Below are 26,617 nucleotides of genomic sequence, written 5' to 3'. Positions count from 1 at the left end.
CGATGACCGAGACCTACGTGACCGATCCGCTGACCCTGTTGCATCGCGCCCCCCTGCGGGCGAGCACGGTGCGAAGCACCTACCGGTTGCAGTTGCGCCCGGACGCGCTCACCTTCGCCGACGCTCGTGCGATCGCGGAATACCTGCAGCAGCTGGGCATTTCGCATCTGTATCTGTCGCCGATCCTGACCGCGGCGCACGGATCGACGCACGGGTACGACGTCACCGATCCGACCACGGTCTCCGCGGCCCTGGGCGGACCGACCGGGCTCAAAGCCCTGTCCGACGAAGTGCGCAGTCGCGGAATGGGTTTGATCGTCGACCTGGTGCCCAACCATGTGGGGGTGGCCGATCCACGGCAGAACCCGTGGTGGTGGGATGTGCTGCGCAACGGCCAGAAGTCGCAGTACGCCAAGTATTTCGACATCGACTGGACGACCAGCAACGGCGCGGGCGGGCGGTTGGCGCTGCCGGTACTGCAGAACGAGAACGACCCGGCGGCCTTGACCGTGGACCGCGCCGGGCCCGAACCCATGCTGGCACTGCATGATCTGCGATTCCCGATCGCGGCGGGCACCGACGGCGACAACGCGCTGCGCATTCACGACCGTCAGCACTACCGGCTGGTGAGCTGGAAGGCCGGGGTGTGCACCTATCGGCGGTTCTTCGCGGTGAACAGTCTGGCCGCGATCCGGCAGGAGGACCCGGAGGTGTTCGAGGCCACGCATCGGGAGCTGGCCGCCTGGTGCGAACACGATCTGATCGACGGTGTGCGGGTGGACCATCCGGACGGGTTGTCTTATCCCAGCGCGTATTTGACCCGGTTGCGCAGGCTGATCGGGCCGCAGCGGCTGCTGCTGGTGGAGAAGATCCTCGCCAACCGCGAACCATTGGACGCGACGCTGCCGGTGGACGGTACTACCGGGTACGACGCTCTCTCCGATATCGGTGGGGTGTTGATCGATCCGGCGGGCGAGACGACACTGACCGAGCTGTCGCAGCATGTCGCCGGACACGGTAGCGACCGGGCGTGGTTCGGGGAGACCGAGCATCGGATCAAGCGCGCGGTAGCGGAAACCATTCTGGCGCCGGAGATTCGGCGTTTGGTCGCCGCGATCAAGCGCGACGGCAACGCGGGCAGTTTCGACACGCTCGCGGTGACCAACGCGACCATCGAGGTGCTGGCGTTCATGCCGGTGTACCGGGTGGATTACGCGCCGCTGGCCGGGATGACCGCCGCGGTCGTGGCGGAGGTGGAGAAGCGCAATGCCGAACTGACAGCGCCACTTTCGGTACTGGTGACAGCACTGTCGGTGGGTGGCGAGGCGGCGACGCGGTTCTCGCAGGTCTGCGGGGCGATCACCGCGAAGTCGGTCGAGGACACCATGTTCTATCAGGGTGCGCGGCTGGTTTCGCTGCAGGAAGTCGGCGGGAACCCGGCGCGATTCGGCCACTCCGTCAACGACTTCCACCTGTCCAACAGCGAACGGGCGCAGCGCTGGCCCGCGACCATGACCACGATCTCCACCCACGACACCAAGCGCGGGGAGGATGTTCGCGCGCGGATCGGGGTGCTGTCGCAGGTCGCGGATGTGTGGTCGCAGCGGGTGCGCGGGTGGTTGGAGACGACGCCCGCGCCGGACGGGGCGACGGCACTGTTCTTGTTGCAGAACATGTTCGGGGTGTGGCCTGCCGACGGGCGCCCCGCCTCGTCGGTGCCCGGGCTGCGGGATCGGCTGCACATGTTCGCGGAGAAATCGATTCGCGAGGCGGGCACCAAGACTTCCTGGGAGGAACCCGACGCGGAGTTCGAGTCGGCCGTGCACGGGTGGCTCGACGCGGTGATCGACGGGCCGGTCGGCACCGGCATCGGCGATCTCGCCCACGAACTCGCACCCCATGCGTGGTCGGATGCGGTGGCGCAGAAGCTCTTACAGCTGGGCGCGCCGGGGATTCCCGATATCTACCAGGGCACCGAACTGTGGGAGGACTCGCTGGTCGACCCCGACAACCGTCGTCCGGTCAACTTCGCCGCCCGCGTCGGAATGCTCCAATCCCTCACCGACACACCGACTCTGGACACCACCGGCGCGGCGAAGATGTGGGTCGTGGCCTATGCGCTGTGGTTGCGCCGAGAACGGCCGGAATGCTTCGTCGGCGGGTCCTACCGGCCGATGTACGCGGTCGGCGAGCACGCGCACCGGTTCATCGCCTACGGGCGAGGCCCCGCAGGTGAAGCGGCGGAGGTGATCGTGGCGGCGACCCGACACTCGGTGGGCCTGACCGCGACCGGTTGGCTCGACACCCTCTTGCCGCTGCCCCCTGGCAACTGGACCGACCGGCTCACCGGAAACACCTTCGCCGGCAGCGCGCGGTTGGACAAGCTGTTCACCCGTCTGCCGGTCGCACTACTGGTGCGTTGAGCAGCGGCGTCGAACAGAACTCAGCTGCGCGAGGCGGTGCGGGTGGCGCCGATGGTCCAGCGGACGGTGGCGACCGTTGCCGCGACCAGGACCGCGAGTTGCGCAGAGCCGACTACGAGTAGCAGCAGGGCAGCGATGACCAGCGCCGCGGCCAGGGCCTCTAGCTTGTCGAGCGGCCATGCGGTGCCTGCGATGTCCACGGTCGTGGTGGGGGCGGGTGAGGTGAGCACTGCCATGCTGACCAGGATAGGCGCACATCGAAGTTCGGGCCACCGAACTTTTGCGAAGATCGCAGTCGGGAACATCACACAGCGGGTATTCGTTGTGCTGGTCATGCCACTCACAGGAGAGTACGCACCGAGCACTTCGGACTGGGCACGTGAACAGGCCGAGACCTACGAGAAGTCCGGCGGCGCAGAGGGTACTTCGATGCAGGGGAAACCCGTCATCCTGCTCACCACCCGGGGCGCCAAGACCGGCAAGTTGCGCAAGACGCCGCTGATGCGGGTCGAGCACGACGGCGAGTATGCCGTGGTCGCGTCGCTGGGCGGGGCGCCGAAGAACCCCGTCTGGTACTACAACATCAAGGCCGATCCGCATGTGGAACTGCGTGACGGCACCGTCAGCAAGGACTACACCGCGCGCGAGGTGTTCGGCGAGGAACGCCAGGTGTGGTGGGACCGGGCGGCGGCGGTGTGGCCCGATTACAACGAGTACACCAAGAAGACCGATCGCGTGATCCCGGTCTTCGTGCTCACGCCGCGCTGAAAACCCCAGGTCGCCGGGCACCCGCTGGGAGTTGACCAGCGGGTGGTTCCGCTGAGGGAGGGTGCGGACCGGCTCGGTAGGATTGGCCGGGTGTCCCCCATCGCTGACGTCGCCGCCGTGCCCGTAATCCGTCCGCCGCTGACCGCGGACGAGATCGACGCAGCAGCACAGCGAATTTCGGGGATCATCGAGCCGACTCCGCTGCAGTACAGCGCGCGACTGTCGGCGAACACCGGTGCGCAGGTCTACCTCAAGCGCGAGGATCTGACCGCGGTCCGTTCCTACAAACTGCGCGGCGCCTACAACCTGATGGTGCAGCTCACCGCCGCCGAACGCGCGGCCGGTGTGGTGGCCGCCAGCGCCGGCAATCACGCGCAGGGTGTGGCGTTCGCGTGTCAGGCGATGGGTGTGCGCGGGCGCATCTACGTGCCGACCACCACCCCCAAGCAGAAGCGGGACCGCATCCGCGCGCACGGGGCTGAGTTCGTCGAACTGATCGCGGTCGGCGATACCTACGACGCGGCCGCCGCGGCCGCCGCCGACGATGTCGCGCGCACCGGCGCCACCATGGTGCCCCCGTTCGACGACCCGCGCACCGCCGCGGGCCAGGGCACCATCGCCGCGGAGTTCCTGGAACAGCTGGGCACCGCGCCCGATCTGGTCATCGTCCCGGTCGGCGGCGGCGGCTGTCTGGCCGGCATCGGCACGTACCTGCGCGAACGCGCCCCGCAGACCGGGCTGCTGGGTGTGGAGCCCGCGGGCGCTGCCTCGCTGACCGCGGCGTTGGTGGCCGGTGCGCCGGTGACGCTGCCCGAGATCGACCCGTTCGTCGACGGTGCCGCGGTGCGTCGCATCGGCGACCTGCCCTACCGCGCCGCGGCGTCGTTCGGTGGCCGGATGATCTCGCACGCTTCGCTGCCGTTGCTCACCACGCCCGAATCATCCTCCGGCACAGCACCTTTCCAGGTGATGCTGATCGACGAGGGCGCCATCTGCACCGCGATGCTGGACCTGTACCAAAGCGAGGGCATCATCGCCGAGCCCGCGGGCGCGCTGGCCACCGCGGCGCTGGCCGAGATCGATCTCGAACCCGGCAGCACCGTGGTGGTGCTGGTGTCGGGCGGCAACAACGACATCTCGCGCTACGGCGAGATCATCGAACGGTCGCTGGTGCACCGCGGGCTCAAGCACTACTTCCTGGTGGACTTCCCGCAGGAGCCCGGTGCGCTGCGCCGCTTCCTCGACGATGTCCTGGGCCCCGACGACGACATCACCATGTTCGAGTACGTCAAGCGCAACAACCGCGACACCGGGGCGGCGCTGGTGGGCATCGAACTGGGCGCCACCGACGACCTGGCATCGCTGATGCATCGCATCGAGGAATCGCCGATCCAGGCCGAACGCCTGGAACCGGGTTCCCCCGCCTACCGCTACCTCACCTAGGCAAGGATCACGCGGCCGCGCGGTCCTCGCGCGGTCCGGATTCGCGGCTCGCGCGCACGCTGGACATGATCAGCGGCAGCAGCCAGCCCATGGCGAGCTGGTCGTACGGCAGCAGGATCTGGTCGAGGCGGTTGTGGACGTAACCCACCGACAGCCCCGATTCCGGATCGACCCAGCCGAACGAACCGCCCAGACCGATGTGGCCGAAACCGTGCCGTGCGCCCGGGGCGGGCAGCGAGTGGTAGCCCAGATGCCACATCATCGGCAGGTAGAACAGCGCGTGGTCCAGGCGATAGGTCTGGACCTTGCGGATCGCGGCGTGCGTGCTGGGCCGCAGGAACGGTGAACCGTCGACGGTGGCGCCGTCGGCCAGCGCGGCATACATCCGCGCGAGCCCGGCGGCGGTGGCCACGCCGTTGCCCGCGGGCATCTCGGTGTTCAGGATGGTCGGGTCGTCGCCGTCGAGAATGCTGTCCAGACCCGGAACGAACAGGCAGCGAGCGGCCGCACCGAGCGGTCCCGGCAGCCGGAAGCCGACCTTGCCGAGGAAGGCCGCGGCCAGCGGATGCGCGACGAAACTCAGGTGCGCGCCGGTCAGCCGGGCGTATTCGGTGCTCGAATCCACCGGCGGGCGACCGAGGTGGATGCCGTCGATGCCCAGCGGGTCGGTGACCTCGGTGCGGATCAGTTCGCTCATGCTCGCGCCGGTGACGCTGCGGGCCAGGCCCGCGAGCAGCCAACCGTAGGTCAGCGCGTGGTAGGTCGGCACGCCGCGCATCCGGTCGGGGGACGCCATGGCCAGGCGGTCTTCCATCAGCTCGTGATCGAGGGATTCCGCGGCGGAGTTGGCGACCGCGGACAGCGAGGACAGTCCGGCGCGGTGGGTGAGCACGTCGGCGACGGTGATCGAGCCCTTGCCGTGGGCGGCGAAACGCGGCCAGTATTCGGCGATCGGGGCCTGGTAGTCGATGAGTCCGCGGTCTGCCAGGCGGTGGATGACCGTGGCGGTGACGCCCTTGGTCGCGGAGAACACGATGGGCGCGCTGTTGGCGGTCCACGCGGTGTCGCCCGCGCTGCCTGCCCAGAAGTGGGCGATGGGTTCACCGTGTCGGTAGATCGCCAGCGCGCCGCCCGCATCGCGGCGATGGCCGACCAGCGCGGCGAACGCGCGCACCAGCGGGCCGAATCCCGCCGGGGCGAAACCGCCGACACCGGCCGGGAGGGCAGCGCTTTCCTGCCCGTAAGCGTCGTTGCTCATTGTCCGATTGTACGGCGTTATGCCCTTTCGGCAATGCCGCGAACGGAGACCGTGGCCGACCTGTTCCCCGCCGTCATCACTGGGTGATCACCGTGCCCGCGCCGTCCCCTTCTTCGAGCACGGCGAAACTGTGGCCTGAAATCAATGTTCCCGCACCGCTTTCGGTGGCCGGTGACCATGCCAGCAGCACACGACCGTGTACCGGGATCACCACTTCGTCCTCGGCGAGGTTGCACACCACCGAGATTCGGCCGCGACGCAAGATGAACCATCGTTGCGCTTCGTCGTAGTCGGCCCACACCCGTTCCAGCCAGGGGTCGGTGAACTCCGGTCGCGATTTCCGCAAGGCGAGCAGGCCGCGGTAGCAGGCGAGCAAGCGGGCGTTCGGTTCGTGCCGGATCTCGGTCCAGTCGAGCTTGGAGCGGGTGAAGGTCGCGGGGTCCTGCGGGTCGGGGACGTCGTGCGCGGACCAGCCGTGCTCGGCGAATTCGGCGCGACGACCGGTGGCGGTGGCCGCGCCGACGACCGGGTCGGTGTGGGAGGTGAAGAACTGGAACGGGGTGCTCGCGCCCCATTCCTCGCCCATGAACAGCATCGGGGTGCTCGCCGACAACAGCACCAGCGCCGCTTTCACCGCGAGCTGGCCGGGAGTGAGGTAGGCGCTGGGCCGGTCGCCGGTCGCGCGGTTGCCGATCTGATCGTGGTTGCAGGTGTAGCCCAGCAGGGCGCTGCCGGGGATGAGGTCGCGGGGAATGGGGGCGCCGTGAGTGCGGCCGCGGAAGCTGGAATAGGTTGCGGCGTGGAAGAACCCGTGCGTCAGCGTCTGCGCCAGGCAGGCCAGGGAGCCGAAATCGGCGTAGTAGCCCTGTCTTTCGCCGGAAACCGCGGTGTGCACGGCGTGGTGGAGGTCGTCGTTCCATTGGCCGGTCAGGCCGTAGCCGCCTGCGGCGCGCGGGGTGATCAGGCGGGGGTCGTTGAGGTCGCTTTCGGCGATCAGGGACAGCGGGCGGCCCAGATGTGCTGAAAGAGCAGTGGTTTCGACGACGAGTTCTTCCAGCAGGTGGGTGGCGGTGCGGTCGACCAGCGCGTGGACGGCGTCGATGCGCAGGGCGTCGAGGTGGAATTCGCGCAGCCAACGCAGGGCATTGTCGATGATGTAGGCGCGCACCGCGTCGGAGCCGGGGCCGTCCAGGTTCAAGCTTTGGCCCCAGGTGTTGCGGCCGGTGGTCAGGTAGGGGCCGAAGCGGGGTAGGTAGTTGCCGCAGGGGCCCAGGTGGTTGTAGACCACGTCCAGGCAGACGGCCAGGCCGCGCGCGTGGCAGGCGTCGACGAAGCGTTGCAGGCCGTCGGGGCCGCCGTAGGTTTCCTGGACCGCGTACCAACCCACGCCGTCGTAGCCCCAGTTGTGGGTGCCGTCGAAGGCGTTGACCGGCATGAGTTCGACCGTGGTGACGCCGAGGTCGACCAGGTGGTCCAGGCGTGCGATGGCGCTGTCGAAGGTGCCCTCGGGGGTGAAGGTGCCGATGTGCAGTTCGTAGAACACCGAGCCCGCGAGTTGCCTGCCGGTCCAGTTCTGATCGGTCCAGGCGGTCGGGTCGAGGTCGTGCACGGCGGAGGTTTCATGCACGCCGTCGGGTTGGCGGGGTGAGCGCGGGTCGGGCAGCACCGTGGGGTCGTCGTCGATCAGAAAGCCGTAGCGGGCCCCCTGACCTGCGTCGACGCGCACCGACCAGTTGCCGCCGCCATTGCGACGCATCGGGTGTAGCACCCCGTCCAGTTGCAGCCGCACCGTTCGCGCCTCCGGTGCCCACACCCGAAACTGCCTCATCGGCTCAGCATCGCATGCCCCGCGCCCGCGTGCTCGATCAACGATTCACTGCGAGTACGCGGTGACGCCGACCGGGCCGGTGCCGATGCACAGGGACTGCGGCTGATCGAGGGATCGGATCCGCAGGGTGTCGCCGCCGCCGAGCAGTCGGACGTACACGGTGTTCAGGCCCGCGCGCACGTCGGCGATCGTCTCGGTCTCACCTTCGAACGACAGCGCTATCCGGCCGTCACGTTCGGCGTTGTAGTTGAGCTGGGCGGTCCAGTCGCGGATCTGCATGGGGCCGCTCAGGGGGAGGTTGACGGCGGTGGTGTCGCGCAGTCGGTGACCACAGCGGGGTTCTGGGCCCTCGATGATGGCTCTGTTCCACCAGACCTGTGCGTCGACGATCGCGCCCTGGTCGGTGATCATGCGTAGGCGTGGGGTCGACAGGGCGAAGGTGGTGGGGGTGGCGATGGGGGCGAAGACGCGGTCGGTCATGTTCTCGGGGAAAGCCAAGGGGTTCAAGACATTCCACGGGACTTCTTGTGGGAGCAGGGGGGCGTCGGCGGCGTTCGGCAGGGCTGCTCGGACGCCGGTGATGTAGGTGCGGGCGGGGCTGGGTTCCCATGATCGGGTGAAGGTGACCGTGGAGTACACGCTGCTCGCGACGAACACCGCTGTTGCGGCGACACCTGCTAGCCGGCGCGCGCGGCCGGCTTCTCTCGGTACCCACGCGCGAGTCCCGTGCGCGTGATCCCTGACGCTGGGGCGACGGTCGGGGAATCTCACCGTGTTCGCCGAAACTTGTTGGCGCACAAGGTCATTTGTTCGGTCTGCCGGACGCGTGCGAGGCGGTGCCAGGCCGATCAGCGCAAGGCTGACCGTGGCGATCACGGCGAGGTCTGCGAAGTAGCGCATGGACTGCAGCAGCAGGCCCGCGGTGCTGGGGCCGTCGCGCAGCAGGACCACCGGTGCGATGGTGGCGACCGCGTACGCGACTGTGCACACACCGACGGCGATCACCCGGCGTCGAGTGCGAAACGTCCACGCCGCCACCATGATCAGCAGAATCCAACTCAGTGCGACCATCGACCCCGGCGGATCAGCCCATGGGGTGGCGGGTTGCCAGCGCTCCCAACGCCACGGGCCGCCCAACAGGGCGGGCACCAGACCATCCGACATCGCCCGGCCCCAGACGATCCCGGAATGTTCGGGAGCCGACAGCCCGCGCGGACGTTGGATCACGAACAGGAAGCACGCCGCCCAGGCCAACAACACCGCACCGGCCGCCGTCCACAACGCCGCCGCACGCCCGACCGCCTCGCGCACCGACCCGCCCGACACGTGCGCCACCAGCACGACGACCGCGAACGCCACCGGCAGCACGACCACCGATTTCTCGAAGAACAACAACGCCACCGCGAACACCACCGCACCCGACACCGCGTACCTGCGCTGCCCTGTTCGCACCAGTCGCACCGCGTCCGCGCTCACCCAGGCCAGGGCTATCTGCAACGGCAGCGCGTTCACCGCCGCCGACCACCAGGCGAACGCGGGCACCGTCAGCGGCACGAACAGGTAGAAGGCCAGCGGCACCAGCAGCCACGTGCGGACCCCGAGCAGCACGACGAGCAGCCGCAGCACAGCCAGCGAAGCGAGCAACTGCAAGCCGACCAACACCACGACCGCGGCCGCCCAGTTCAGCGGTGCCACCTCGGTGACCAGCCACGTCAGCACGAAAGCCAACGGCATCACGTGCCCGTCGTGACTGGTCAGCAGCAATTCCGTCGAGAACAGCGGCTGCGCGCTCACCCGCCCGATCAGCAGGAAATCGTCCCAGTAGAAGAACCCCGACGCCGCGACCCAGCCACGCAACACCAGCTGCACCACGATCAGCGCGGCGGCAACGAGCAGGACCGACCGCCCGGACATCCGCCACGGCACCGGGCGCGACGGGTCCCGCGAGTGCGGTGGTGAGTCGAGCAGCGGCGTGGACATCACGTCTTCCGACGCTAGCCCGTCGTTCGCGGAGCGGCCATCACCAGCCGTCACAGGGGTGTCGGCCGCGCGATGTGGTCCGCCACCGGTGTCGGATCAGCCCAGGCAGCCCGGACCGAGTAGCGCTTTCAGGTCACCCATCAGTGCCGAGGACGGGGAGACCCGCCAGGCGTCGTCGAGTTTGAGCATGGTGGTCTTCTCGCGGGCGCCCACGTGGCGGATGAACACATCCGAGGTGCCCTGGTGGCGGATGAGCACCTTCTTGAGCTCGCCGAGCTTGTCGGGCGTGCACATGCGCGTGGTCATGACCACCGCGACCGGTTTGGCCACGCCGATCGCCGAAAGATCCGGTACGACAAGGTCGTTGGCGATCAGGGAGATGCGGTCGTCACGCACCGAGACGCGGGCCTTCACCAGCACCACGGCGTCCTCGACCACGTCCATGCCGAACACCGAATACGACTGCGGGAAGAACAGCACTTCCACACCACCGGTGAGGTCCTCGAGCTGCGCCGACGCCCACGCCAGGCCGTTCTTGTTGATGCGGCGGTTCACCGAGGCCAGGATGCCGCCGATGGTGACCTGCGCGCCGTCCTTGACGTCGCCCTCCAGGATCGCGGGGATCGGCGTATCGACCTGCGCGGCCAACACATGCTCCACCCCGTTGAGCGGATGCCCGGACACGTACAGGCCCAACATCTCTCGTTCGAGGGCGAGCTTGTGCTTGGTCTCCCATTCGTCCTCGGGCACCTTCACGTTGAACACCGACGCCATCGAGTCGTCGCCGTCGTCCAGGCCGCCGAACAGGTCGAACTGGCCGATCGCCTCGGCCTTCTTGGTCGACATCACCGCGTCGATCGCATCGGAATGGATCAGCAGCAGGCCCTTGCGCGGGTGCCCGAGGGAATCGAAACCGCCTGCCTTGATCAGCGATTCGGTGACCTTCTTGGAGCACGCGATCGCGTCGATCTTGTTCAGGTAGTCGGAGAAGTCGGTGAACTTCGATTTCTCCTTGCGCGCGGCGATGATCGAACCGACCACGTTGGTGCCGACATTGCGGACCGCGCCCAAACCGAACCGGATATCGGTGCCGACCGAGGCGAAGTTCAGTTCCGACTCGTTGACATCGGGCGGCAGCACCGTGATGCCCAACTTGCGGCAATCCGACAGGTAGATCGCGGCCTTGTCCTTGTCGTCACCGACCGAGGTGAGCAGACCCGCCATGTATTCGGCCGGGTAATTGGCCTTCAGATACGCGGTCCAGAAGGAAACGAGGCCGTAACCCGCGGCGTGCGATTTGTTGAACGCGTAACCGGCGAACGGAAGAATGGTGTCCCACAGCGCCTTGATGGCGGGTTCGGAGAATTCGTTGGCCAGCATGCCGTCGCGGAAGCCGGCATAGGCCTCTTCCAGCACCGACAGTTTCTTCTTACCCATGGCGCGGCGCAGAATATCGGCCTGGCCCAGTGAGTACCCGGCCACTTTCTGCGCGATCTGCATGATCTGTTCCTGATAGACGATCAGGCCGAAGGTGTCGGCCAGGATCTCTTTCAGTGGCTCTTCGAGTTCGGGGTGAATCGGTTTGACTTCTTGGCGGTTGTTCTTGCGGTCGGCGTAGTCGTTGTGGGCGTTCATGCCCATCGGACCGGGGCGGTACAGCGCCAGGACCGCGACGATATCGCCGAAGCCGGTGGGTTGCATGCGGCGCAGCAGATCGCGCATGGCGCTGCCGTCGAGCTGGAACACACCCAGCGTGTCGCCGCGGGCCAGCATTTCGTAGGTGGCCGGGTCGTCCAGCGGCAGCTTGTCCATGTCGAGATCGATGCCGCGGTTGGCCTTGATGTTCTCCAGGGCGTCACCGATGACGGTGAGGTTGCGCAAGCCGAGGAAGTCCATCTTCAGCAGGCCGATGGCCTCGCACGACGGGTAGTCCCAGCCGGTGATGATCGCGCCGTCCTGCGCGCGCTTCCACACCGGGATCGCGTCGGTCAGCGGTTCCGAGGACATGATGACCGCGCAGGCGTGCACGCCGGCGTTGCGGATCAGGCCTTCCAGGCCGCGCGCGGTCTCGTAGATCTTGGCGACATCGGGGTTCGACGCGATGAGGTCGCGGACCTCGGTGGCTTCCTTGTACCGCTCGTGATCGGGATCGGTGATGCCTGCCACCGAGATGTCCTTGGCCATGATCGGCGGCGGCAGCGCCTTGGTGATCTGGTCGGCGATGGCGAAACCGGGTTGGCCGAACAGCACTCGCGCGGAGTCCTTGATCGCGGCCTTGGTCTTGATGGTGCCGAAGGTGATCACCTGGGCGACGCGGTCGCTGCCCCACTTCTCGGTGGCGTAGCGGACCATCTCACCGCGGCGGCGATCATCGAAGTCGATATCGATATCGGGCATCGACACGCGCTCGGGGTTGAGGAACCGTTCGAACAGCAGCCCGTACGGGATCGGGTCGATATTGGTGATGCCCATCGCGTACGCGACCAGCGAACCGGCGGCCGAACCACGGCCGGGACCAACGCGGATGCCGACTTCCAGCGCGTGTTTGATCAGGTCGCCGACGACGAGGAAGTAGGCGGGAAAACCCATGTCGCAGATGACTTTGAGCTCGAAATCGGCGCGGTCGAGGTACTCGCGCGTCGGACCGTCGGGAAAGCGGCGGTCCAGACCGTCGAGGACTTCCTTGCGCAACCAGGTGGCCTGGGTGTGGCCTTCGGGCACCGGGAACACCGGCATCCGGTCGCGGTGCTCCCACACCTCGTCGTAGGGCTGCACGCGTTCGCCGATGAGCTCGGTGTTGTCGCAGGCGCCGGGGATCTCCGCGTCCCAGATCGCGCGCATCTCCGCGGCGGATTTCAGGTAGTAGCCGTCACCGTCGAACTTGAAACGGGTCGGGTCCGACAGCGTCTTGCCGGTCTGAATGCACAGCAGCGCTTCGTGATTGACCGACTGGTCCTTGGTGACGTAATGGCAGTCGTTGGTCGCGATCGGCGGAATGCCCAGCTGCTTGCTGATGTCGACCAGGCCCTCGCGGACCCGGCGCTCGATGGACAGACCGTGGTCCATCACCTCGAGGAAGAAGTTGTCGGCGCCGAAGATCTCCTGCCACTTCGCGGCGGCTTCCAGCGCCTCGCGATCGTGGCCCAGACGCAGACGGGTCTGCACCTCACCCGACGGGCAGCCGGTGGTCGCGATGATGCCTTCGGCGTGCTGGGCGATGATCTCCTCGTCCATGCGCGCCCACTTGCCCAGCTGACCCTCGATCGACGCCAGGCTCGACAGTTTGAACAGGTTGCGCAGGCCGGTCGCGTTCTCCGCGACCATCGTCATATGGGTGTACGCACCCGAGCCGGAGACGTCGTCGCCCTTCTGACCCGGATCGCCCCACTTCACACGCTTGGTGTCGAAGCGCGAGCCGGGCGCGATGTAGGCCTCGATGCCGATGATCGGCTTGATGCCGGCCTTCTTGGCACTGTTGTAGAACTCCGAGGCGCCGTACATGTTGCCGTGGTCGGTCATGCCGACCGCGGTCATGCCCAACCGATCCGCCTCCGCGAACAGCGGCGAGATCTTCGCCGCTCCATCGAGCATCGAGTACTCGGTGTGGTTGTGCAGGTGAACGAACGATCCGGACGGCGACACGTCACGTGTCCTTCCTGAGGTCTGCGCGGCGGGCTGGCGGTGGCATGGAAAACCCTGCAGAGTCTAGGTCCTTGCACAGGTGCAAATCACTTCTCGGGCTCCGTGCCGTGACACAGAGCCTGTCACCAGCCACCGACAAGTTTTCGCTGTCAAGATCACCGACCAGCAGCATAACTGCATTTCAGAAGCACTTTCAGCTGCAGAAATACTGGTTATTCAGCCGTTGCCCCCAGGCAACGACTGTCGGCGAGTCCACCGCGCTGCGCCGTTGACAAATGTGTCAGTCGACACGCCGCGGGGACACCCGCTCACCGATTTCGAGCGCTGTGCCCCTCCGATTACGGTCATCGGGTGACGTACACCGGGGGTTCATCGGGCGTTTTCGACGACTTTCCGTTCGCTGCGGAAGTACTGGCAGGGCAGTCCATCGACCGGCTCACCACCGCCGAGCGCGATGCTGTCGAGGCATACGCGCTCAATGGTTTCCAGCGGATCAACACCGCACTTCGTAGCCCCGGTCCGATCAGCCAGGCACTCGAACGTCTGATCGTCGACATTCGCACAGGCCTCGCTCGATACCCTCTACCAGAGACTGTCCGGGTTACTCGCGAGGTCGATTCGTTCGTGCTCGGCATCGCCGGTGGCAACTCCGCCGAGGACATCGTCGGCGACTACTTCACCGAGCTGGGGTTTTTGTCGACCTCAGGAAAGACGCGGCCGCCGCACTCGCAGCAACACATTGATCCCGTCATCTTGGAGCTACTGGTGCCTGCGGGGACTCCCGCGCTGCGCCTCGGGGAGTTGTCGACCGTTCCCGACGAGAAGGAGATCCTGCTCATCGATGCGCGCACGTACTTCGCGATCCACGCGGCACCCGATGAACGGAGTAAGCTGTGGCGAATCGAAGCGATCGTGGTCGAGGAGGAGCAGTGAGTGCGCTGACAGAGGAAACGATGCACCCGATCCGGTCTACTCCCACCCCGGAGCACGCCGAGAAGCTGCGCAAGCAAGCCGAGCGCATACTGGGGCGGCCGCTCCCGCCCGTCGCTACCGACCGTCCGAAGCGCTCAGCCTGAGTGACACTTCGATCCACCGGGCGGTTTCGGTTTCAATGAGGTGTTGCCGCGCCCGCACGGGCGCATGACCGCCGCGATCTTCTCGGTGACACTGACGGTGATCGCAGTCGTCGCCGGAGCAGTGATCTGGCGACGCACCCAGCGGGTCGTCACAACTCCCGCTCAGCGGGCCGTTCATCAGGCGTTACACACCGCATCGCTGGCTGCTGTGCCCTTACGTCGCGGGCTTACCGACGGCTCCGCCGGTGAAGCAGCCCCACATCTGCGAGCGCTGTCCGGTGCCGAGGCATTGGGCGTAGCGGATGCAGAGGGAACACTGCTGGCGTGGGATGGTCCGCATACCGGGATGCTCGCGTTGTTCGCCGATGCGGCGCGGCGGGCGGTCGCGGATGAGCGGGCGGTGTTGGTGGCCGGGGACGAGCACACGTTGATCGCGCAGCCGTTGTTGATCGATGCGGGGGCGGCGGTGGGGGCGTTGGGGATGGTGACGACAGGGAAGCCGGGGCCGGGGATGTTGGGGGCCGCGGCGGAGGTGGCGCGGTATGCGTGTGGGCAGTTGGAGTTGGCGGAGTTGGATGCTTCGCGGGCGCGGGTCGATCGGGCGGAATTGCGGGCGTTGCGGGCACAGATCAGCCCGCATTTCATTTACAACGCGCTCAATACGATCGCGTCGTTCGTGCGCACCGACCCGGATCGGGCGCGGGAACTGATTCTGGAATTCGCCGACTTCACGCGGTATTCCTTCCGTGCCGCAGGCGAATTCACGGTGTTGGCCGACGAATTGCGCAATATCGAACGGTATCTGGCCCTGGAACAGGCCCGCTTCGGTGATGCGCTGGACGTGCGGTTGCGGATCGCGCCGGAAGTACTCGGCGTGGTGCTGCCGTTTCTCGCCTTGCAGCCGCTGGTGGAGAACGCGGTGCGGCACGGACTCAAAGGGGGGCGCGGTGGTCAGTTGAGCATTGTCGCCAGCGATGCCGGCACCGACTGTTTGATCAGTGTGGAAGACGACGGCATCGGCATGGACCCCGACCTGCTGCGCACGGGCGCGCTCGACGCCATCGACACCGGGACCGGGCCCGCGCGCACCGGCGAGGCCGCGCATGTGGGCTTGGCCAATGTCGATGATCGGTTGCGGGCCGCTTTCGGCAACGACTACGGGCTGGTCGTGGAGACAGCGCCCGGTGCGGGGACCAAGGTCAGTATGCGTGTGCCGAAGTTCCGGGCCGGAATTCGCGCGTGACGGCGCCGCGTCGAGATACCGGTCCTCGGTGTCGTGGGTGCCGGTTACCATGGACAGGTTGTGACTTGGAACACTGATGATCCGTCGACCGCGCTGCGGGTGCTCGCCGTCGATGATGAGAAACCGGCCCTGGACGAACTCGTCTATCTGCTGAGCACGCAGCCGGGGGTCGGGGAGATCCATCGGGCGGGTGACGCGACGGCGGCGCTGCGGTTGTTGCGGGCGCATCCGATCGACGCGGTGTTTCTCGATATCGATATGCCGGGGCTGACCGGGATGGAATTGGCGGGAATTCTGTCGGAGTTCGCCGAACCGCCCGCGGTGGTTTTCGTGACCGCGCACGACGATCACGCAGTGGCGGCGTTCGATTTGGGGGCGGTGGACTATCTGCTCAAACCGTTGCGGGTGGCCCGGTTGAGCGAGGCGGTGCGGCGAATTCTCGCGGCCAGGGTCTCATTGCCCGCCGCCGCGCCGACCGAATCCGCGCATCCCAGCGAGGTGATTCCGGTGGAATTGGGCGGGGTGACCACACTGGTGAATCGGGCTGATGTGGCGTGGGTGGAGGCGGATGGGGATTACGCGCGGTTGCATACCGGGACCGGCTCGCATCTGGTGCGAATTCCGCTGTCGGCGTTGGAATCTCGGTGGGAGGACGCGGGATTTCTGCGGGTGCACCGGTCGTATCTGGTGGCATTGCGGTTGGTGACGGGGTTGCGCAGTGCCGGAAATGCCACGGTGGTGTGTTTGCGGGGTGAGGGCGCGGCGGGGGCGGTGGAATTGCCGGTGAGTCGGCGGCAGGTGCGGGAATTGAAACAGCGGCTGGTGCACGGGCCTCGGCAGAATTGGTCGCAGCGGTGACGGGGCCACAGCGGCCACCGCGCGAACGGGTGGTGTTGGCGCAGCGGCGGGGGGCGCGGCAGGTGCGCACACGCACGGAGGTGGTGGAGCAGACCGATCTGGGTGCGGCGTTGATCGGCGGGTTGATTCGCGCGCAATTGGGTTTGGCGTTGCGGCTGGGGTTGGTGGTGGCGGTCGGATTCGGGGCGTTGCCGGTGCTTTTCGGGATCGAGACTATTGCCGAGGCAACGGTTTTCGGGGTGCGCCTGCCCTGGCTGATCCTGGGGGTGCTGGCGTTTCCGACGCTGTATGTAGTGGGGTGGCTGTATGTTCGCCTGGCTCAGCGCAATGAGGATGACTTCCTCGAACTGGCCGGAGACTGACGGTGCGGATTCGAGACGCCGGTGGGGAAGTATCCGGGCGCGCACGGTCCGATGACGGGCGGACGCGGTGATCGCCGACAGTCCCGCACTTACCATTGCCGCGCTGCTGATGTCGGCGCTGGCCACCGTCGGTATCGGGTTCTACGGAGTTCGACTGTCGCGCACGACATCTGACTTCCTGGTCGCCTCGCGAACCGTCGGATCACGATGGAACGCGGCCGCGATTTCCGGCGAATACCTTTCTGCTGCTTCCTTTCTCGGTGTCGCCGGGCTGATCGCCAAATACGGCGCCGACGCGCTGTGGTACCCCGTCGGGTTCACCGCGGGATATCTGGGACTGTTGATGTTCGTCGCCGCTCCCCTGCGTCGGTCCGGGGCGTACACCGTTCCCGACTTCGCCGAGTTCCGACTGGGCTCGATTCGGTTGCGGCGCATGGCAGCCGGGCTGGTCGTGCTGGTGTGCGCGGTGTATCTGATTCCGCAATTCCAAGGCGCCGGGCTCACCCTGCACATTCTGCTCGGACTGCCCGCGTGGGTCGGCGCGGTGGCAGTGGGGGCGATCGTGTTGGCGAATGTGATCGGCGGCGGGATGCGGTCGGTCACGCTGGTGCAGGCGTTTCAGTACTGGTTGAAGTTGACGGCGGTGGCGGTGCCCGCGCTGGTGCTCGGGATGCATTTCCTCGCCGACGAACGACCGGTCGGCGCGGCTGTACCGCCCACGGTCGACCAGCGCACGACCGTCGATATCTCTACCGATGTCGTTGTCCACCTCGATGTTTCGCAGCAGGTGACGATCACGGGAACCCTGGACGGGCAACCGGTGACGGGACCCGTGATATTGACTCCCGGCGACCACACGCTGACCGAAGGCACCCAGTTGATCCTGGAACCGGGCTCGGCCGTTCCGGTGGTCGCGGGCGCACCCGCCGACGGCGCGAGCTGGGTCGAACCCGGTGGCGGCTTCGGCGGGAAACACCCGCAGTACCAAGTCTTTTCGTTGATCGTGGCGACGTTCCTCGGCACCATGGGCCTGCCACATGTACTGGTCCGCTTCTACACAAACCGCGACGGACCATCCGCGCGCAGAACCGCGCTCACCGTGATCGGGCTGGTCGGGATCTTCTACCTGTTCCCGATCCTGCTCGGCGTGTTCGCGCGCCTGTACGTGCCGCAACTGCTGATCACCGGGGCCTCCGACGCGGCCGTGGTGCTGCTGCCCAGCGCGGTACTCGGCGGACTCGGCGGGCAACTCCTGGCCGCACTGGCCGCCGCCGGGGCGATCGCCGCGTTCCTGTCCACCTCGTCGGGCCTGCTGGTCAGCTTGGCGGGCGTGCTCAGCACCGATGTGCTGCGCGGGCGGATCCGCGACTTCCGGCTGGCCGCACTGGTCGCCGGGCTGGTCCCGCTCACGCTCGCGGTCACCGTCGCCTCACTGGACCTGTCGCGCACCGTCGCGCTCGCGTTCTCGGTGGCCGCGTCGACGCTGTGCCCGCTGCTGGTGCTGGGCATCTGGTGGCGCGGACTCACCGCCACCGGCGCGGCGGCCGGGATGCTCACCGGGGGCATCACCGCAGGTGGCGCGACCGTGCTCGCGGTGCTGGGTGGGGTCTCCCCCGAGCTCGCGAACGGGTGGGTCGCCGCGATCGTGGACTATCCGGGCGCGGTCAGCGTGCCGCTGGCTTTCGCGGTGACGATCCTGGTCAGTCTGGTCACCAGCGGCCAGGATTCCAAGACCGTCGCGGGCGTTTTTCTGCGGATGCACGCGCCGGAGCGGCTGGGTATCAGCACCGATCGCGACCCCGAAAACACCCCCGCGCGCTGATCTTGCCACGACCGTTCGTCGCACCACACCGACCGTTCACCGCACGGGCGGCCACCTTCACCGAGTGACCCACGCCACATCATCATGGCCTCACGTCCGGGGACTTACCGTCATCTTCACGCACGACCCCCCTTCACGCTAGGACGACCGGCATGACCGAAACCGACACCGCAGCGCCAGATCCGCGCACGCCCAGTGCCGATGAATGGCTCGCGGTGCAGGCCAGCCCGCAGTTCCAGGAACTGCGAACTCGCCTGCGCCGCTTCATCTTCCCGATGACCGCACTGTTTCTGGTGTGGTACCTCAGCTACGTGCTGCTGGGCGCCTACGCCCATGACTTCATGGCGACGAAGGTCTTCGGCAACGTCAACGTGGGCCTGCTGCTGGGGCTTGGCCAGTTCGTGTCCACGTTCTTGATCACCGGGCTGTACGTCCGTTTCGCCAACCGTGAGTTGGATCCGCGTGCCGCGGCCATTCGCGAAGAACTCGAAGGGGACCGGGCATGAGCATTCTCGCCGCGTCCACGACGGTGGGTAACCCCGTCGCCAATATCGCTATTTTCCTGGTGTTCGTCGCGGTCACCATGGTCGTGGTGATCCGCGCCAGCCGCAACAATGCCAGTGCCGCAGACTATTTCACCGGCGGGCGCGGGTTCTCCGGTCCGCAGAACGGCATCGCCATCGCCGGCGACTACCTGTCCGCGGCCAGCTTCCTCGGCATCGCGGGCGCTATCGCCGTCTATGGGTACGACGGGTTCCTGTATTCGATCGGGTTCCTCGTCGCCTGGTTGGTCGCGCTGCTGCTGGTGGCCGAAATGCTGCGCAACACCGGCAAATTCACCATGGCCGACGTGCTCAGCTTCCGGCTCAAGGAAGGCCCGGTGCGCACCGCGGCCGCGCTGACCACCCTGACCGTGTCGCTGTTCTACCTGCTCGCGCAGATGGCGGGCGCGGGCGGACTGGTCGCACTGCTGCTCGACATCTCCAGTCGCGCGGGACAATCCGTAGTCATCGCCGCGGTGGGCGTGCTGATGATCGTGTACGTGTTGGTCGGTGGCATGAAGGGCACCACCTGGGTGCAGATCATCAAGGCCGTGCTGCTGATCGCGGGCGCGGCGCTGATGTCGGTGATGGTGCTGGCCAAGTTCGGCTTCAACTTCTCCGACATCCTCGGTGCCGCACAGGAATCGGTGAGCGAATCCACCAACAAGGCCGTGGCCGCGCGCGACGTGCTCGCTCCCGGCGCGCAATACGGCGGCAGTGACATGTCGAAGCTGAACTTCCTGTCGCTGGGTCTCGCGCTGGTGCTGGGCACCGCGGGTCTGCCGCACGTGCTCATGCGCTTCTACACCGTGCCCACCGCGAAAGAGGCGCGCCGCTCGGTGGTTTGGGCGATCGCGCTGATCGGCTCGTTCTACCTGTTCACGCTGGTGCTCGGGTACGGCGCGGCGGCCATCGTCGGCCCGGACAAGATCTTGGCCGCAGCGGGTGGCCAGAACTCGGCGGCACCGCTGCTGGCGTTCGAACTGGGCGGGGTGATCCTGCTCGGGGTGATCTCGGCGGTCGCTTTCGCGACGATCCTGGCGGTGGTGGCCGGTCTGACGATCACCGCGTCGGCCTCGTTCGCCCACGACATCTACGCAAGCGTGATCAAGAAGGGCAAGGTCGACGAGATCAAGCAGGTGCGGGTCTCGCGGATCACCGCGGTGGTGATCGGTGTGCTCGCGATCGGCCTGGGCATTCTCGCCAACGGCCAGAACATCGCGTTCCTGGTGGCGCTTGCCTTCGCGGTGGCGGCGGCGGCGAACCTGCCGACCATCCTGTACTCGCTGTTCTGGAAGCGGTTCAACACCACCGGCGCGCTGTGGTCGATGTATGGCGGCCTGATCTCCACGATCGTGCTCATCGTGTTCTCGCCCGCGGTGTCGGGCAGCAAGACCTCGATGATCAGCGGCGCGAACTTCGACTACTTCCCGCTGTCCAACCCGGGCATCGTGTCCATTCCGCTGGCGTTCCTGCTCGGCGTGGTCGGCACCTACCTCGGTGGGCGTGGCGAGCAGGTCGACCAGGCCAAGGCCGCGGAGATGGAAGTCCGGTCCCTGACCGGCGTCGGTGCGGAGAAGGCGATCTCGCACTGACGCCCACCCTGCCCGTGCCGGTGGTTCGCCCACCGGCACGGGTTGTCCCCCACCGTTTTTCGAAGGAGAAGTTGTTGTGACCAGTTACCCGCCCGCCCCGGAGTTCGCCGCGCAGGCCAACGCCGACGCCGACCTGTACGAGCGGGCGCGCGCCGATCGCGACGGGTTCTGGGCGCAGCAGGCCAACCGGTTGCACTGGCACAAGCCTTTCACCCAGGTGCTGGACTGGACCGACGCGCCGGTTGCGCGCTGGTTCGACGACGGGGAGCTCAATGTCTCCTACAACTGCCTGGACCGGCACGTCATCGACGGGCACGGGGACCAGGTCGCGATCCACTGGGAAGGTGAGCCCGGCGATTCGCGGGCCATCACCTATGCCGAGCTGCTCGACGAAGTATGCAGAGCCGCAAACACTTTCACCGCGCTCGGGCTGGTCGCCGGTGATCGGGTCGCGATCTACATGCCGATGGTGCCCGAGGCCATCGTGACGATGCTGGCCTGCGCGCGGCTGGGGCTGACGCACTCGGTGGTGTTCGCCGGGTTCTCCCCCACGGCCCTGCGGCAGCGGGTCGACGATGCCGCGGCGCGATTGATCGTGACCACCGACGGGCAGTGGCGGCGCGGCAAGCCCGCGGCGCTGAAGTACGCGGTCGACGAGGCGCTGGGGTCGGATCCGTCGTCGGTGGAGCACGTGTTGGTGGTGCGGCGGGTCGGGCTCGAGGTGCCGTGGACCGAGGTGCGCGACCTGTGGTGGGACGAAACCGTTTCTGTCGCTTCACCTTCGCACGAGGCGCAGTCGTTTCCGGCCGAGCATCCGCTGTTCATCCTCTACACCTCCGGGACCACCGGCAAGCCCAAGGGGATCCTGCACACCACCGGCGGGTACCTCACACAGACTTCCTACACGCACCACAACGTGTTCGATCACAAAGCGGGACAAGACGTTTACTGGTGCACCGCCGATATCGGGTGGGTGACCGGGCACAGCTACATCGTGTACGGGCCGCTGTCGAACCGCGCCACCCAGGTGGTGTACGAGGGGACGCCCAACTTCCCCGACGAGCACCGTCACCTCGAGATCATCGAGAAGTACGGCGTGACAATCTATTACACCGCGCCGACCCTGATTCGTACGTTCATGAAGTGGGGGCGCGAGATTCCCGACGCGCATGATCTGAGTTCCTTGCGACTGTTGGGGTCGGTCGGCGAGCCGATCAACCCCGAGGCGTGGCGGTGGTATCGAGAAGTGTTCGGCGCCAATGCTGTTCCGGTCGTGGATACCTGGTGGCAGACCGAGACCGGTGCCATCATGATCTCGCCGCTGCCCGGGGTCACCTCCCCCAAACCCGGTGCCGCGATGGGGGCTCTGCCGGGGATCTCCGCGCTGGTCGTCGACGACGAAGGTAATCCGCTGGGCGCCGACGAATCCGGGCTGTTGGTGCTGGACCAGCCGTGGCCGTCGATGCTGCGTGGCATCTGGAACGACATGGACCGGTACCGCGAAACCTATTGGCAGCGTTTCGCTTCCGAGGGGTGGTACTTCGCCGGGGACGGCGCCAAACTCGACGCCGACGGTGACCTGTGGATTCTGGGGCGCGTGGACGACGTGATGAACGTGTCGGGGCACCGCATCTCCACCGCGGAGGTGGAATCCGCGTTGGTCGGGCATCCGGTGGTCGCAGAGGCCGCGGTGGTCGGCGCGTCCGATGACACGACCGGGCAGGGGATCGTCGCGTTCGTCATCCTCACCGGGTCTGCTGTTGCCGGCGATGATCTGGTGAGCGAACTGAAGGCGGCGGTGTCGTTGGAGATCAGTCCGATCGCGAAGCCGCGCGAGATTCATATCGTGCCGGAACTGCCCAAGACGCGCAGCGGCAAGATCATGCGCAGGTTGTTGCGTGATGTGGCTGAGGGGCGCGAATTGGGTGATACCTCCACGCTGGTCGATCCGACGGTGTTCGAGTCGATCGCCAAGGCGTGAGCGGTCAGCGCCCGGAGGAGGCAGCTCGCGTCACCACGCAGGGCGCCCGAGCACGCCGATAGGAAGCAGCGTGAGCGGATCAGCACCCGAAGCAGGCAGCTCGCGTCACTACGCAGTCGCCCGAGCCCGCCGAGATGACATAGCCGTGAGCGGGTCGGCGCCCAGAGAGGGCGGCCCGCGTCACTGCGCGGGCGCCCGCGCATGCCGAAAGGACACAGTATGAGCGCGCCGGATGGGCGGGGTAGCGGCAGTACCGGGCATGCTGGGACGGTGGATATTCCGATGTTCCCGCTGGGGGCGGTGCTGCTGCCCGGTGAATCGCTGTCGTTGCAGATCTTCGAACCGCGCTATGTGGCGCTGGTGCGCGACTGTATGGACGGGCAGCGGGAGCCGGAGTTCGGTGTCGTGCTGATCGCGCGCGGGCACGAGGTGGGTGGTGGTGAGGTGCGCACGGAAGTGGGCACCGTCGCCCGGATCAGCGAGGTCATCGAACTGCCCGGTGACCGATACCGGCTGCGCTGCAAAGGAACCGAACGTCTTCGCATCGACAAATGGCTCGACGACGACCCGTACCCCCGCGCGGAAGCCGAGCTCTGGCCGGACAGCCCCGGCACCGACGACAGTGCGTTGCTGGCGGGCTTGCGCGAACGCGCGGACCGCCTGCACACCCTGACGGCCCAATTCGCGCGCCGCAACGGCATCCGCCGCCCACCACCGTCGGCATCACTGGACGGGCTGTCGGACGACCCGACCACCCGCTCCTACGAACTCGCCGCCCGCCTGCCGATCGGCCCGACCGACCGCCAAGCGGCCCTGTCCGCCCCGGACCCCCACAGCCGACTCACCGCCCTGACCACCGCGGTCGACGATGCGATCGCGATGATGGAGTTCCGGCTGCTCTGACGCCTGTCAGTCCGGTGGTGCGATAGCGATAACGATCTTGGCCCTGGCGTGTTCGGTCTCCATGTACTCGATGGCGGCGGGGGTTTCGGCCAGCGGATATGTCCGGTCGATGGCCGGGCGGACCGATCCCGACTCGATCAGCTCCCGCAGTTCGGTCAGCGTCTCCGTGCCCTGGTGCGCCGTCGGTACCCGGATGGTCGGTTTCACGAACGGTCGAGCCAACTGGCCGCACGCGAGCAGGCCGATCGGGCCGAACACGCTGCCGCCGTCGAAGTTGCCGCCGCCGGACAGCACCAGGGTGCCGGTGGGTTCGACCAGGCGAAGGAGTTCGCGCAGGCCGCGCGCTCCCGCCAGGTCGAGAACTGTGTCGTAGCGGCCGGTCACGGTGTCGCGGGTGTAGTCGAAAACATGCGCGGCCCCCAGCGCCCGAGCCGCCTCGACATTGCGGGTACTGCACACCGCGGTGACCTCAGCTCCCCTGGCGCGCGCGAGCTGGACCGCGAACGTGCCCACCCCACCGGAGGCGCCGATGATCAGCACCCGCTCGCCGGCGCCGACATGCCGCAGACAGGTCAGCGCGGTATTGGCAGCCAGTGGCACCGCCGCGGCTTCCTCGAAACTCAGGTTCGCCGGCTTCTTCTCGAGCAACCCCCGCGGCACCGCGAGATACTCCGCGAACGCCCCGCTGACCGCCTCCCCGAACACCTCATCGCCCACACTCAGGTCCGTCACCCCCGCCCCGACAGCCTCGACGATCCCCGCGAAATCCCCGCCCTGCACCACATTCGTCGGCCCCTTCCGCCGGAACACCGACCGATCCATCCACCGCGCGATCGTCGGATCCCCGCGCATCAGATGCCAATCCCGCGCATTCACCGACGCCGCCCGCACCCGCACCAACACCTGCCCCTCCCCCGGCTCCGGCCGCTCGACATCGGCCACCGCCAACATCGCCGATGACCCGTAAACCCGCTGCGTAATCGCCTTCACCCCACCAACGCTAGGCACCGACACCACCCACCCACATCCGGGAATCCCCTGATATATCCCGAGATTTCACGGGGTGTGCCTACCCGCGCGGCACCGGACGCTGCGGTGAATTCGTGACGCGATCCGGATTCGCCAGGCATCGCTCGAGTGCACCGAATGCTTCGAACACCTCGGGAGCCTCGAAGGCGCGGTTGCGGCGGCCGACCGTCAACTGCCGCAGGATTCCCGCATCGACAAGGCGATCGATCGCGGTGTTGGCGGCGGGAAAACTGCGCTCGACGAGGGCGGCCGCTGTAGCGGCGGTGATGATCGGTGCGCCGACGAGATGCGGAAGCAGAAGCGCGGCAGCGGAATCCGAGCGCAACGGAGCAACCCGATCACGCCATGCGGCCAACAGGGCGGCGGTTCTGGATTCGAACACGGCCGCGTCGGCAACGGACCGCGCGCACGCCGCGGCAAATCGGCCGATCCACGCATTGGCGCCCTCCACTGCCGCGGCCGTGTCCGATGAGCCGAGGTGGCGGAATCCGTTCAGACCATCGATGTAGCTGCGAGTTGCCGTGGCCAGCACCAGCGACACCGGCGCGATCACCCGTTCCGACAGACCGCGACGACGGAGCACGAGGTGGATCAGGACGCGTCCCGCGCGCCCGTTGCCATCGACGAAGGGGTGGATCGTCTCGAATTGGGCGTGCGCGATCGCCGCCTGCGCAACCGCGGGCAGGTCGTCGGTGTTGGCGAACGCGATCAGGTCGGCCATCAACTCCTCGACGTAGCGCGGCGGAGGTGGCACGTAGGTGGCGGAGCGCGGGTTGTAGGAGCTTCCTCCGATCCAGTTCTGCTGATTCCGGTACCTGCCGCCGTGCGAGGCGAGGTTCGTGCCCATCATCAGCCGCCGATGCACGTCGGTCAGCACCTCGGCGGTGATTTCCTGTCCACGCGAGACAGCACGCACACCCAGCGCCATCGCGTCGATGTTGGCCAACACTTCCACAGCGGTGACATCGGTCGAACTACCATCCAACGATGCTGCTGCCTCCGCACGGAGCAACCGTCGCGCGCCGATCTCGAGCCCTTCGATGCGTGATGAGGCCACGGCTTCCGCGCGCAGCAGCAGACGTGACAGCACCTCGGTGTCCGACAACGCCGTCGCGTCTCGATCGAGCCGGGCCAGGGCTATCTCAGCGTCCGCGACGTCGGCAGCTGTGGCTCCGTCGAGCGTGAATGCCCTGCCCACCAGGGGATCCGGCAGATAGGCGTCGTACGAACCGGCACTGCGATCACGACGTGACAGCCCGCCACGATCAAGAGAACTCTCCCAGCGGCAGGGCAATAGCTCGGCCATTCAAACCTCCTTATTAAAGGTTAGCAAATAACCTTTAATAAGGACTGCCTTCAGAATGGAGAACCATCGATGACCAGCAATGATTTCTCGCTGAATCGCCGCACCGCCGTTGTGGGTGCACTGGCCGCCGCGGCGACGCTGACCGCGTGCGGCACGGAGGGGAAGAACGAGTCGGCGCCTGCCGCACCCGAGCCGGGACAACCTGCGGGAGCGTTGACCAAGGTGGCGGATGTTCCGGTGGGTGGTGGGGTGATCGTCGGCGATACCGTCGTGACCCAGCCGACCGCGGGCACCTTCGTCGGCCTGTCCTCGACGTGCACCCACGCCGGATGCAAGGTCGGCGCGGTGGCCAAGGGCACGATCAACTGCCCCTGCCACGGCAGCCGCTTCGGCCTCGACGGCGCCGTCCGCAACGGCCCGGCCACCGAACCCCTCGCCCCGAAACCCGTTCGCGTCGAAGGAAACTCGATCGTCCCCGCGTGAGCGCGTACTGGTCGAACGATCACCACGCTCTCACGCAGGGATTCGATCCGAAATCACGCCACCACAGCGTGGTGA

The 26,617-nt window shown here is 67.0% G+C and carries 21 protein-coding genes; 14 read left to right on the top strand and 7 right to left on the bottom strand.

Annotated features, from left to right (window positions below; genetic code table 11):
- Positions 1-2 precede the first annotated feature (2 nt).
- The gene (gene treY, locus ACFWU5_RS11590) at positions 3-2,423 is read left to right on the top strand and encodes a malto-oligosyltrehalose synthase (RefSeq protein ID WP_379244313.1); all 2,421 of its coding nucleotides are present in this window, start codon (positions 3-5) and stop codon (positions 2,421-2,423) included.
- 20 nt (positions 2,424-2,443) lie between these two features.
- Here treY and ACFWU5_RS11585 read toward each other — a convergent pair whose 3' ends face one another.
- The gene (locus ACFWU5_RS11585) at positions 2,444-2,659 is read right to left on the bottom strand and encodes a hypothetical protein (RefSeq protein WP_379267065.1); all 216 of its coding nucleotides are present in this window, start codon (positions 2,657-2,659) and stop codon (positions 2,444-2,446) included.
- A gap of 97 nt (positions 2,660-2,756) precedes the next feature.
- Between ACFWU5_RS11585 and ACFWU5_RS11580 the strand changes: the two genes are divergently transcribed.
- Positions 2,757-3,191: a nitroreductase family deazaflavin-dependent oxidoreductase gene (locus ACFWU5_RS11580; protein WP_379244309.1), complete on the top strand. Its 435-nt coding sequence runs from the start codon at positions 2,757-2,759 to the stop codon at positions 3,189-3,191.
- A gap of 90 nt (positions 3,192-3,281) precedes the next feature.
- On the top strand, positions 3,282-4,634 hold the full coding sequence (gene ilvA / locus ACFWU5_RS11575; protein WP_379267064.1) for a threonine ammonia-lyase IlvA: 1,353 nt from the start codon (positions 3,282-3,284) through the stop codon (positions 4,632-4,634).
- A gap of 7 nt (positions 4,635-4,641) precedes the next feature.
- Here the strand turns inward: ilvA and ACFWU5_RS11570 are convergent, their stop codons facing one another.
- The 4 genes from ACFWU5_RS11570 to dnaE all read right to left on the bottom strand — a co-directional run bounded on the left by ACFWU5_RS11570 (position 4,642) and on the right by dnaE (position 13,342).
- Positions 4,642-5,892, bottom strand: a complete 1,251-nt coding sequence (locus ACFWU5_RS11570) for a serine hydrolase domain-containing protein (protein ID WP_379267063.1) — start codon at positions 5,890-5,892, stop codon at positions 4,642-4,644.
- Positions 5,893-5,968: 76 nt separating this feature from the next.
- A complete protein-coding gene (gene treZ / locus ACFWU5_RS11565; RefSeq protein ID WP_379267062.1) occupies positions 5,969-7,720 on the bottom strand; it encodes a malto-oligosyltrehalose trehalohydrolase in 1,752 nt (583 codons plus the stop codon).
- 45 nt (positions 7,721-7,765) lie between these two features.
- Complete coding sequence (locus tag ACFWU5_RS11560; protein ID WP_379267084.1) at positions 7,766-9,700, bottom strand: hypothetical protein; 1,935 nt, start codon at positions 9,698-9,700, stop codon at positions 7,766-7,768.
- Between the two features lie 96 nt (positions 9,701-9,796).
- Entirely contained in the window at positions 9,797-13,342 is a 3,546-nt protein-coding gene (gene dnaE, locus ACFWU5_RS11555) for a DNA polymerase III subunit alpha (protein ID WP_379267061.1), read from the bottom strand.
- 351 nt (positions 13,343-13,693) lie between these two features.
- Here dnaE and ACFWU5_RS11550 point away from each other — a divergent pair, with 351 nt between their 5' ends.
- From ACFWU5_RS11550 to ACFWU5_RS11505, 10 genes are all read left to right on the top strand, one after another.
- Positions 13,694-14,275, top strand: coding sequence for an ADP-ribosyltransferase (locus tag ACFWU5_RS11550; protein ID WP_379267060.1), 582 nt, complete (start codon positions 13,694-13,696; stop codon positions 14,273-14,275).
- Positions 14,272-14,418: a hypothetical protein gene (locus ACFWU5_RS11545; RefSeq protein WP_379267059.1), complete on the top strand. Its 147-nt coding sequence runs from the start codon at positions 14,272-14,274 to the stop codon at positions 14,416-14,418. The genes ACFWU5_RS11550 and ACFWU5_RS11545 overlap by 4 nt, the downstream gene beginning before the upstream one ends.
- Positions 14,419-14,482: 64 nt before the next feature.
- Positions 14,483-15,661, top strand: coding sequence for a sensor histidine kinase (locus tag ACFWU5_RS11540; RefSeq protein WP_379267083.1), 1,179 nt, complete (start codon positions 14,483-14,485; stop codon positions 15,659-15,661).
- Between the two features lie 60 nt (positions 15,662-15,721).
- The gene (locus ACFWU5_RS11535; RefSeq protein WP_379244295.1) at positions 15,722-16,519 is read left to right on the top strand and encodes a LytR/AlgR family response regulator transcription factor; all 798 of its coding nucleotides are present in this window, start codon (positions 15,722-15,724) and stop codon (positions 16,517-16,519) included.
- Positions 16,516-16,881: a hypothetical protein gene (locus ACFWU5_RS11530; RefSeq protein WP_379244293.1), complete on the top strand. Its 366-nt coding sequence runs from the start codon at positions 16,516-16,518 to the stop codon at positions 16,879-16,881. The genes ACFWU5_RS11535 and ACFWU5_RS11530 overlap by 4 nt, the downstream gene beginning before the upstream one ends.
- 109 nt (positions 16,882-16,990) lie before the next feature.
- Entirely contained in the window at positions 16,991-18,703 is a 1,713-nt protein-coding gene (locus ACFWU5_RS11525; RefSeq protein WP_379267082.1) for a cation acetate symporter, read from the top strand.
- Positions 18,704-18,855: 152 nt separating this feature from the next.
- Positions 18,856-19,209 carry a DUF485 domain-containing protein gene (locus tag ACFWU5_RS11520; RefSeq protein WP_379267058.1) on the top strand — a complete coding sequence of 118 codons (354 nt, stop codon included), beginning with the start codon at positions 18,856-18,858 and terminating at the stop codon, positions 19,207-19,209.
- Positions 19,206-20,840: a cation acetate symporter gene (locus ACFWU5_RS11515; protein WP_379244290.1), complete on the top strand. Its 1,635-nt coding sequence runs from the start codon at positions 19,206-19,208 to the stop codon at positions 20,838-20,840. The genes ACFWU5_RS11520 and ACFWU5_RS11515 overlap by 4 nt, the downstream gene beginning before the upstream one ends.
- Before the next feature lie 76 nt (positions 20,841-20,916).
- On the top strand, positions 20,917-22,821 hold the full coding sequence (acs, locus tag ACFWU5_RS11510; RefSeq protein ID WP_379267057.1) for an acetate--CoA ligase: 1,905 nt from the start codon (positions 20,917-20,919) through the stop codon (positions 22,819-22,821).
- Between the two features lie 282 nt (positions 22,822-23,103).
- Entirely contained in the window at positions 23,104-23,724 is a 621-nt protein-coding gene (locus ACFWU5_RS11505) for an LON peptidase substrate-binding domain-containing protein (RefSeq protein WP_379267081.1), read from the top strand.
- 6 nt (positions 23,725-23,730) lie between these two features.
- Here ACFWU5_RS11505 and ACFWU5_RS11500 read toward each other — a convergent pair whose 3' ends face one another.
- Together ACFWU5_RS11500 and ACFWU5_RS11495 are read right to left on the bottom strand one after the other, a co-directional pair.
- The gene (locus tag ACFWU5_RS11500) at positions 23,731-24,714 is read right to left on the bottom strand and encodes an NAD(P)-dependent alcohol dehydrogenase (RefSeq protein WP_379267056.1); all 984 of its coding nucleotides are present in this window, start codon (positions 24,712-24,714) and stop codon (positions 23,731-23,733) included.
- A 79-nt stretch (positions 24,715-24,793) separates the two neighbouring features.
- Positions 24,794-26,059, bottom strand: a complete 1,266-nt coding sequence (locus ACFWU5_RS11495; protein ID WP_379267055.1) for a Fic family protein — start codon at positions 26,057-26,059, stop codon at positions 24,794-24,796.
- Positions 26,060-26,128: 69 nt separating this feature from the next.
- On the opposite strand from ACFWU5_RS11495, the gene ACFWU5_RS11490 reads away from it, so the two are divergent.
- Entirely contained in the window at positions 26,129-26,542 is a 414-nt protein-coding gene (locus ACFWU5_RS11490; RefSeq protein ID WP_379267054.1) for a ubiquinol-cytochrome c reductase iron-sulfur subunit, read from the top strand.
- Positions 26,543-26,617: the final 75 nt, after the last annotated feature.

The sequence above is a fragment of the Nocardia sp. NPDC058640 genome (assembly GCF_042716995.1).
Lineage (GTDB): Bacteria > Actinomycetota > Actinomycetes > Mycobacteriales > Mycobacteriaceae > Nocardia.
This window is presented reverse-complemented; position numbering and strand designations above follow the sequence as displayed.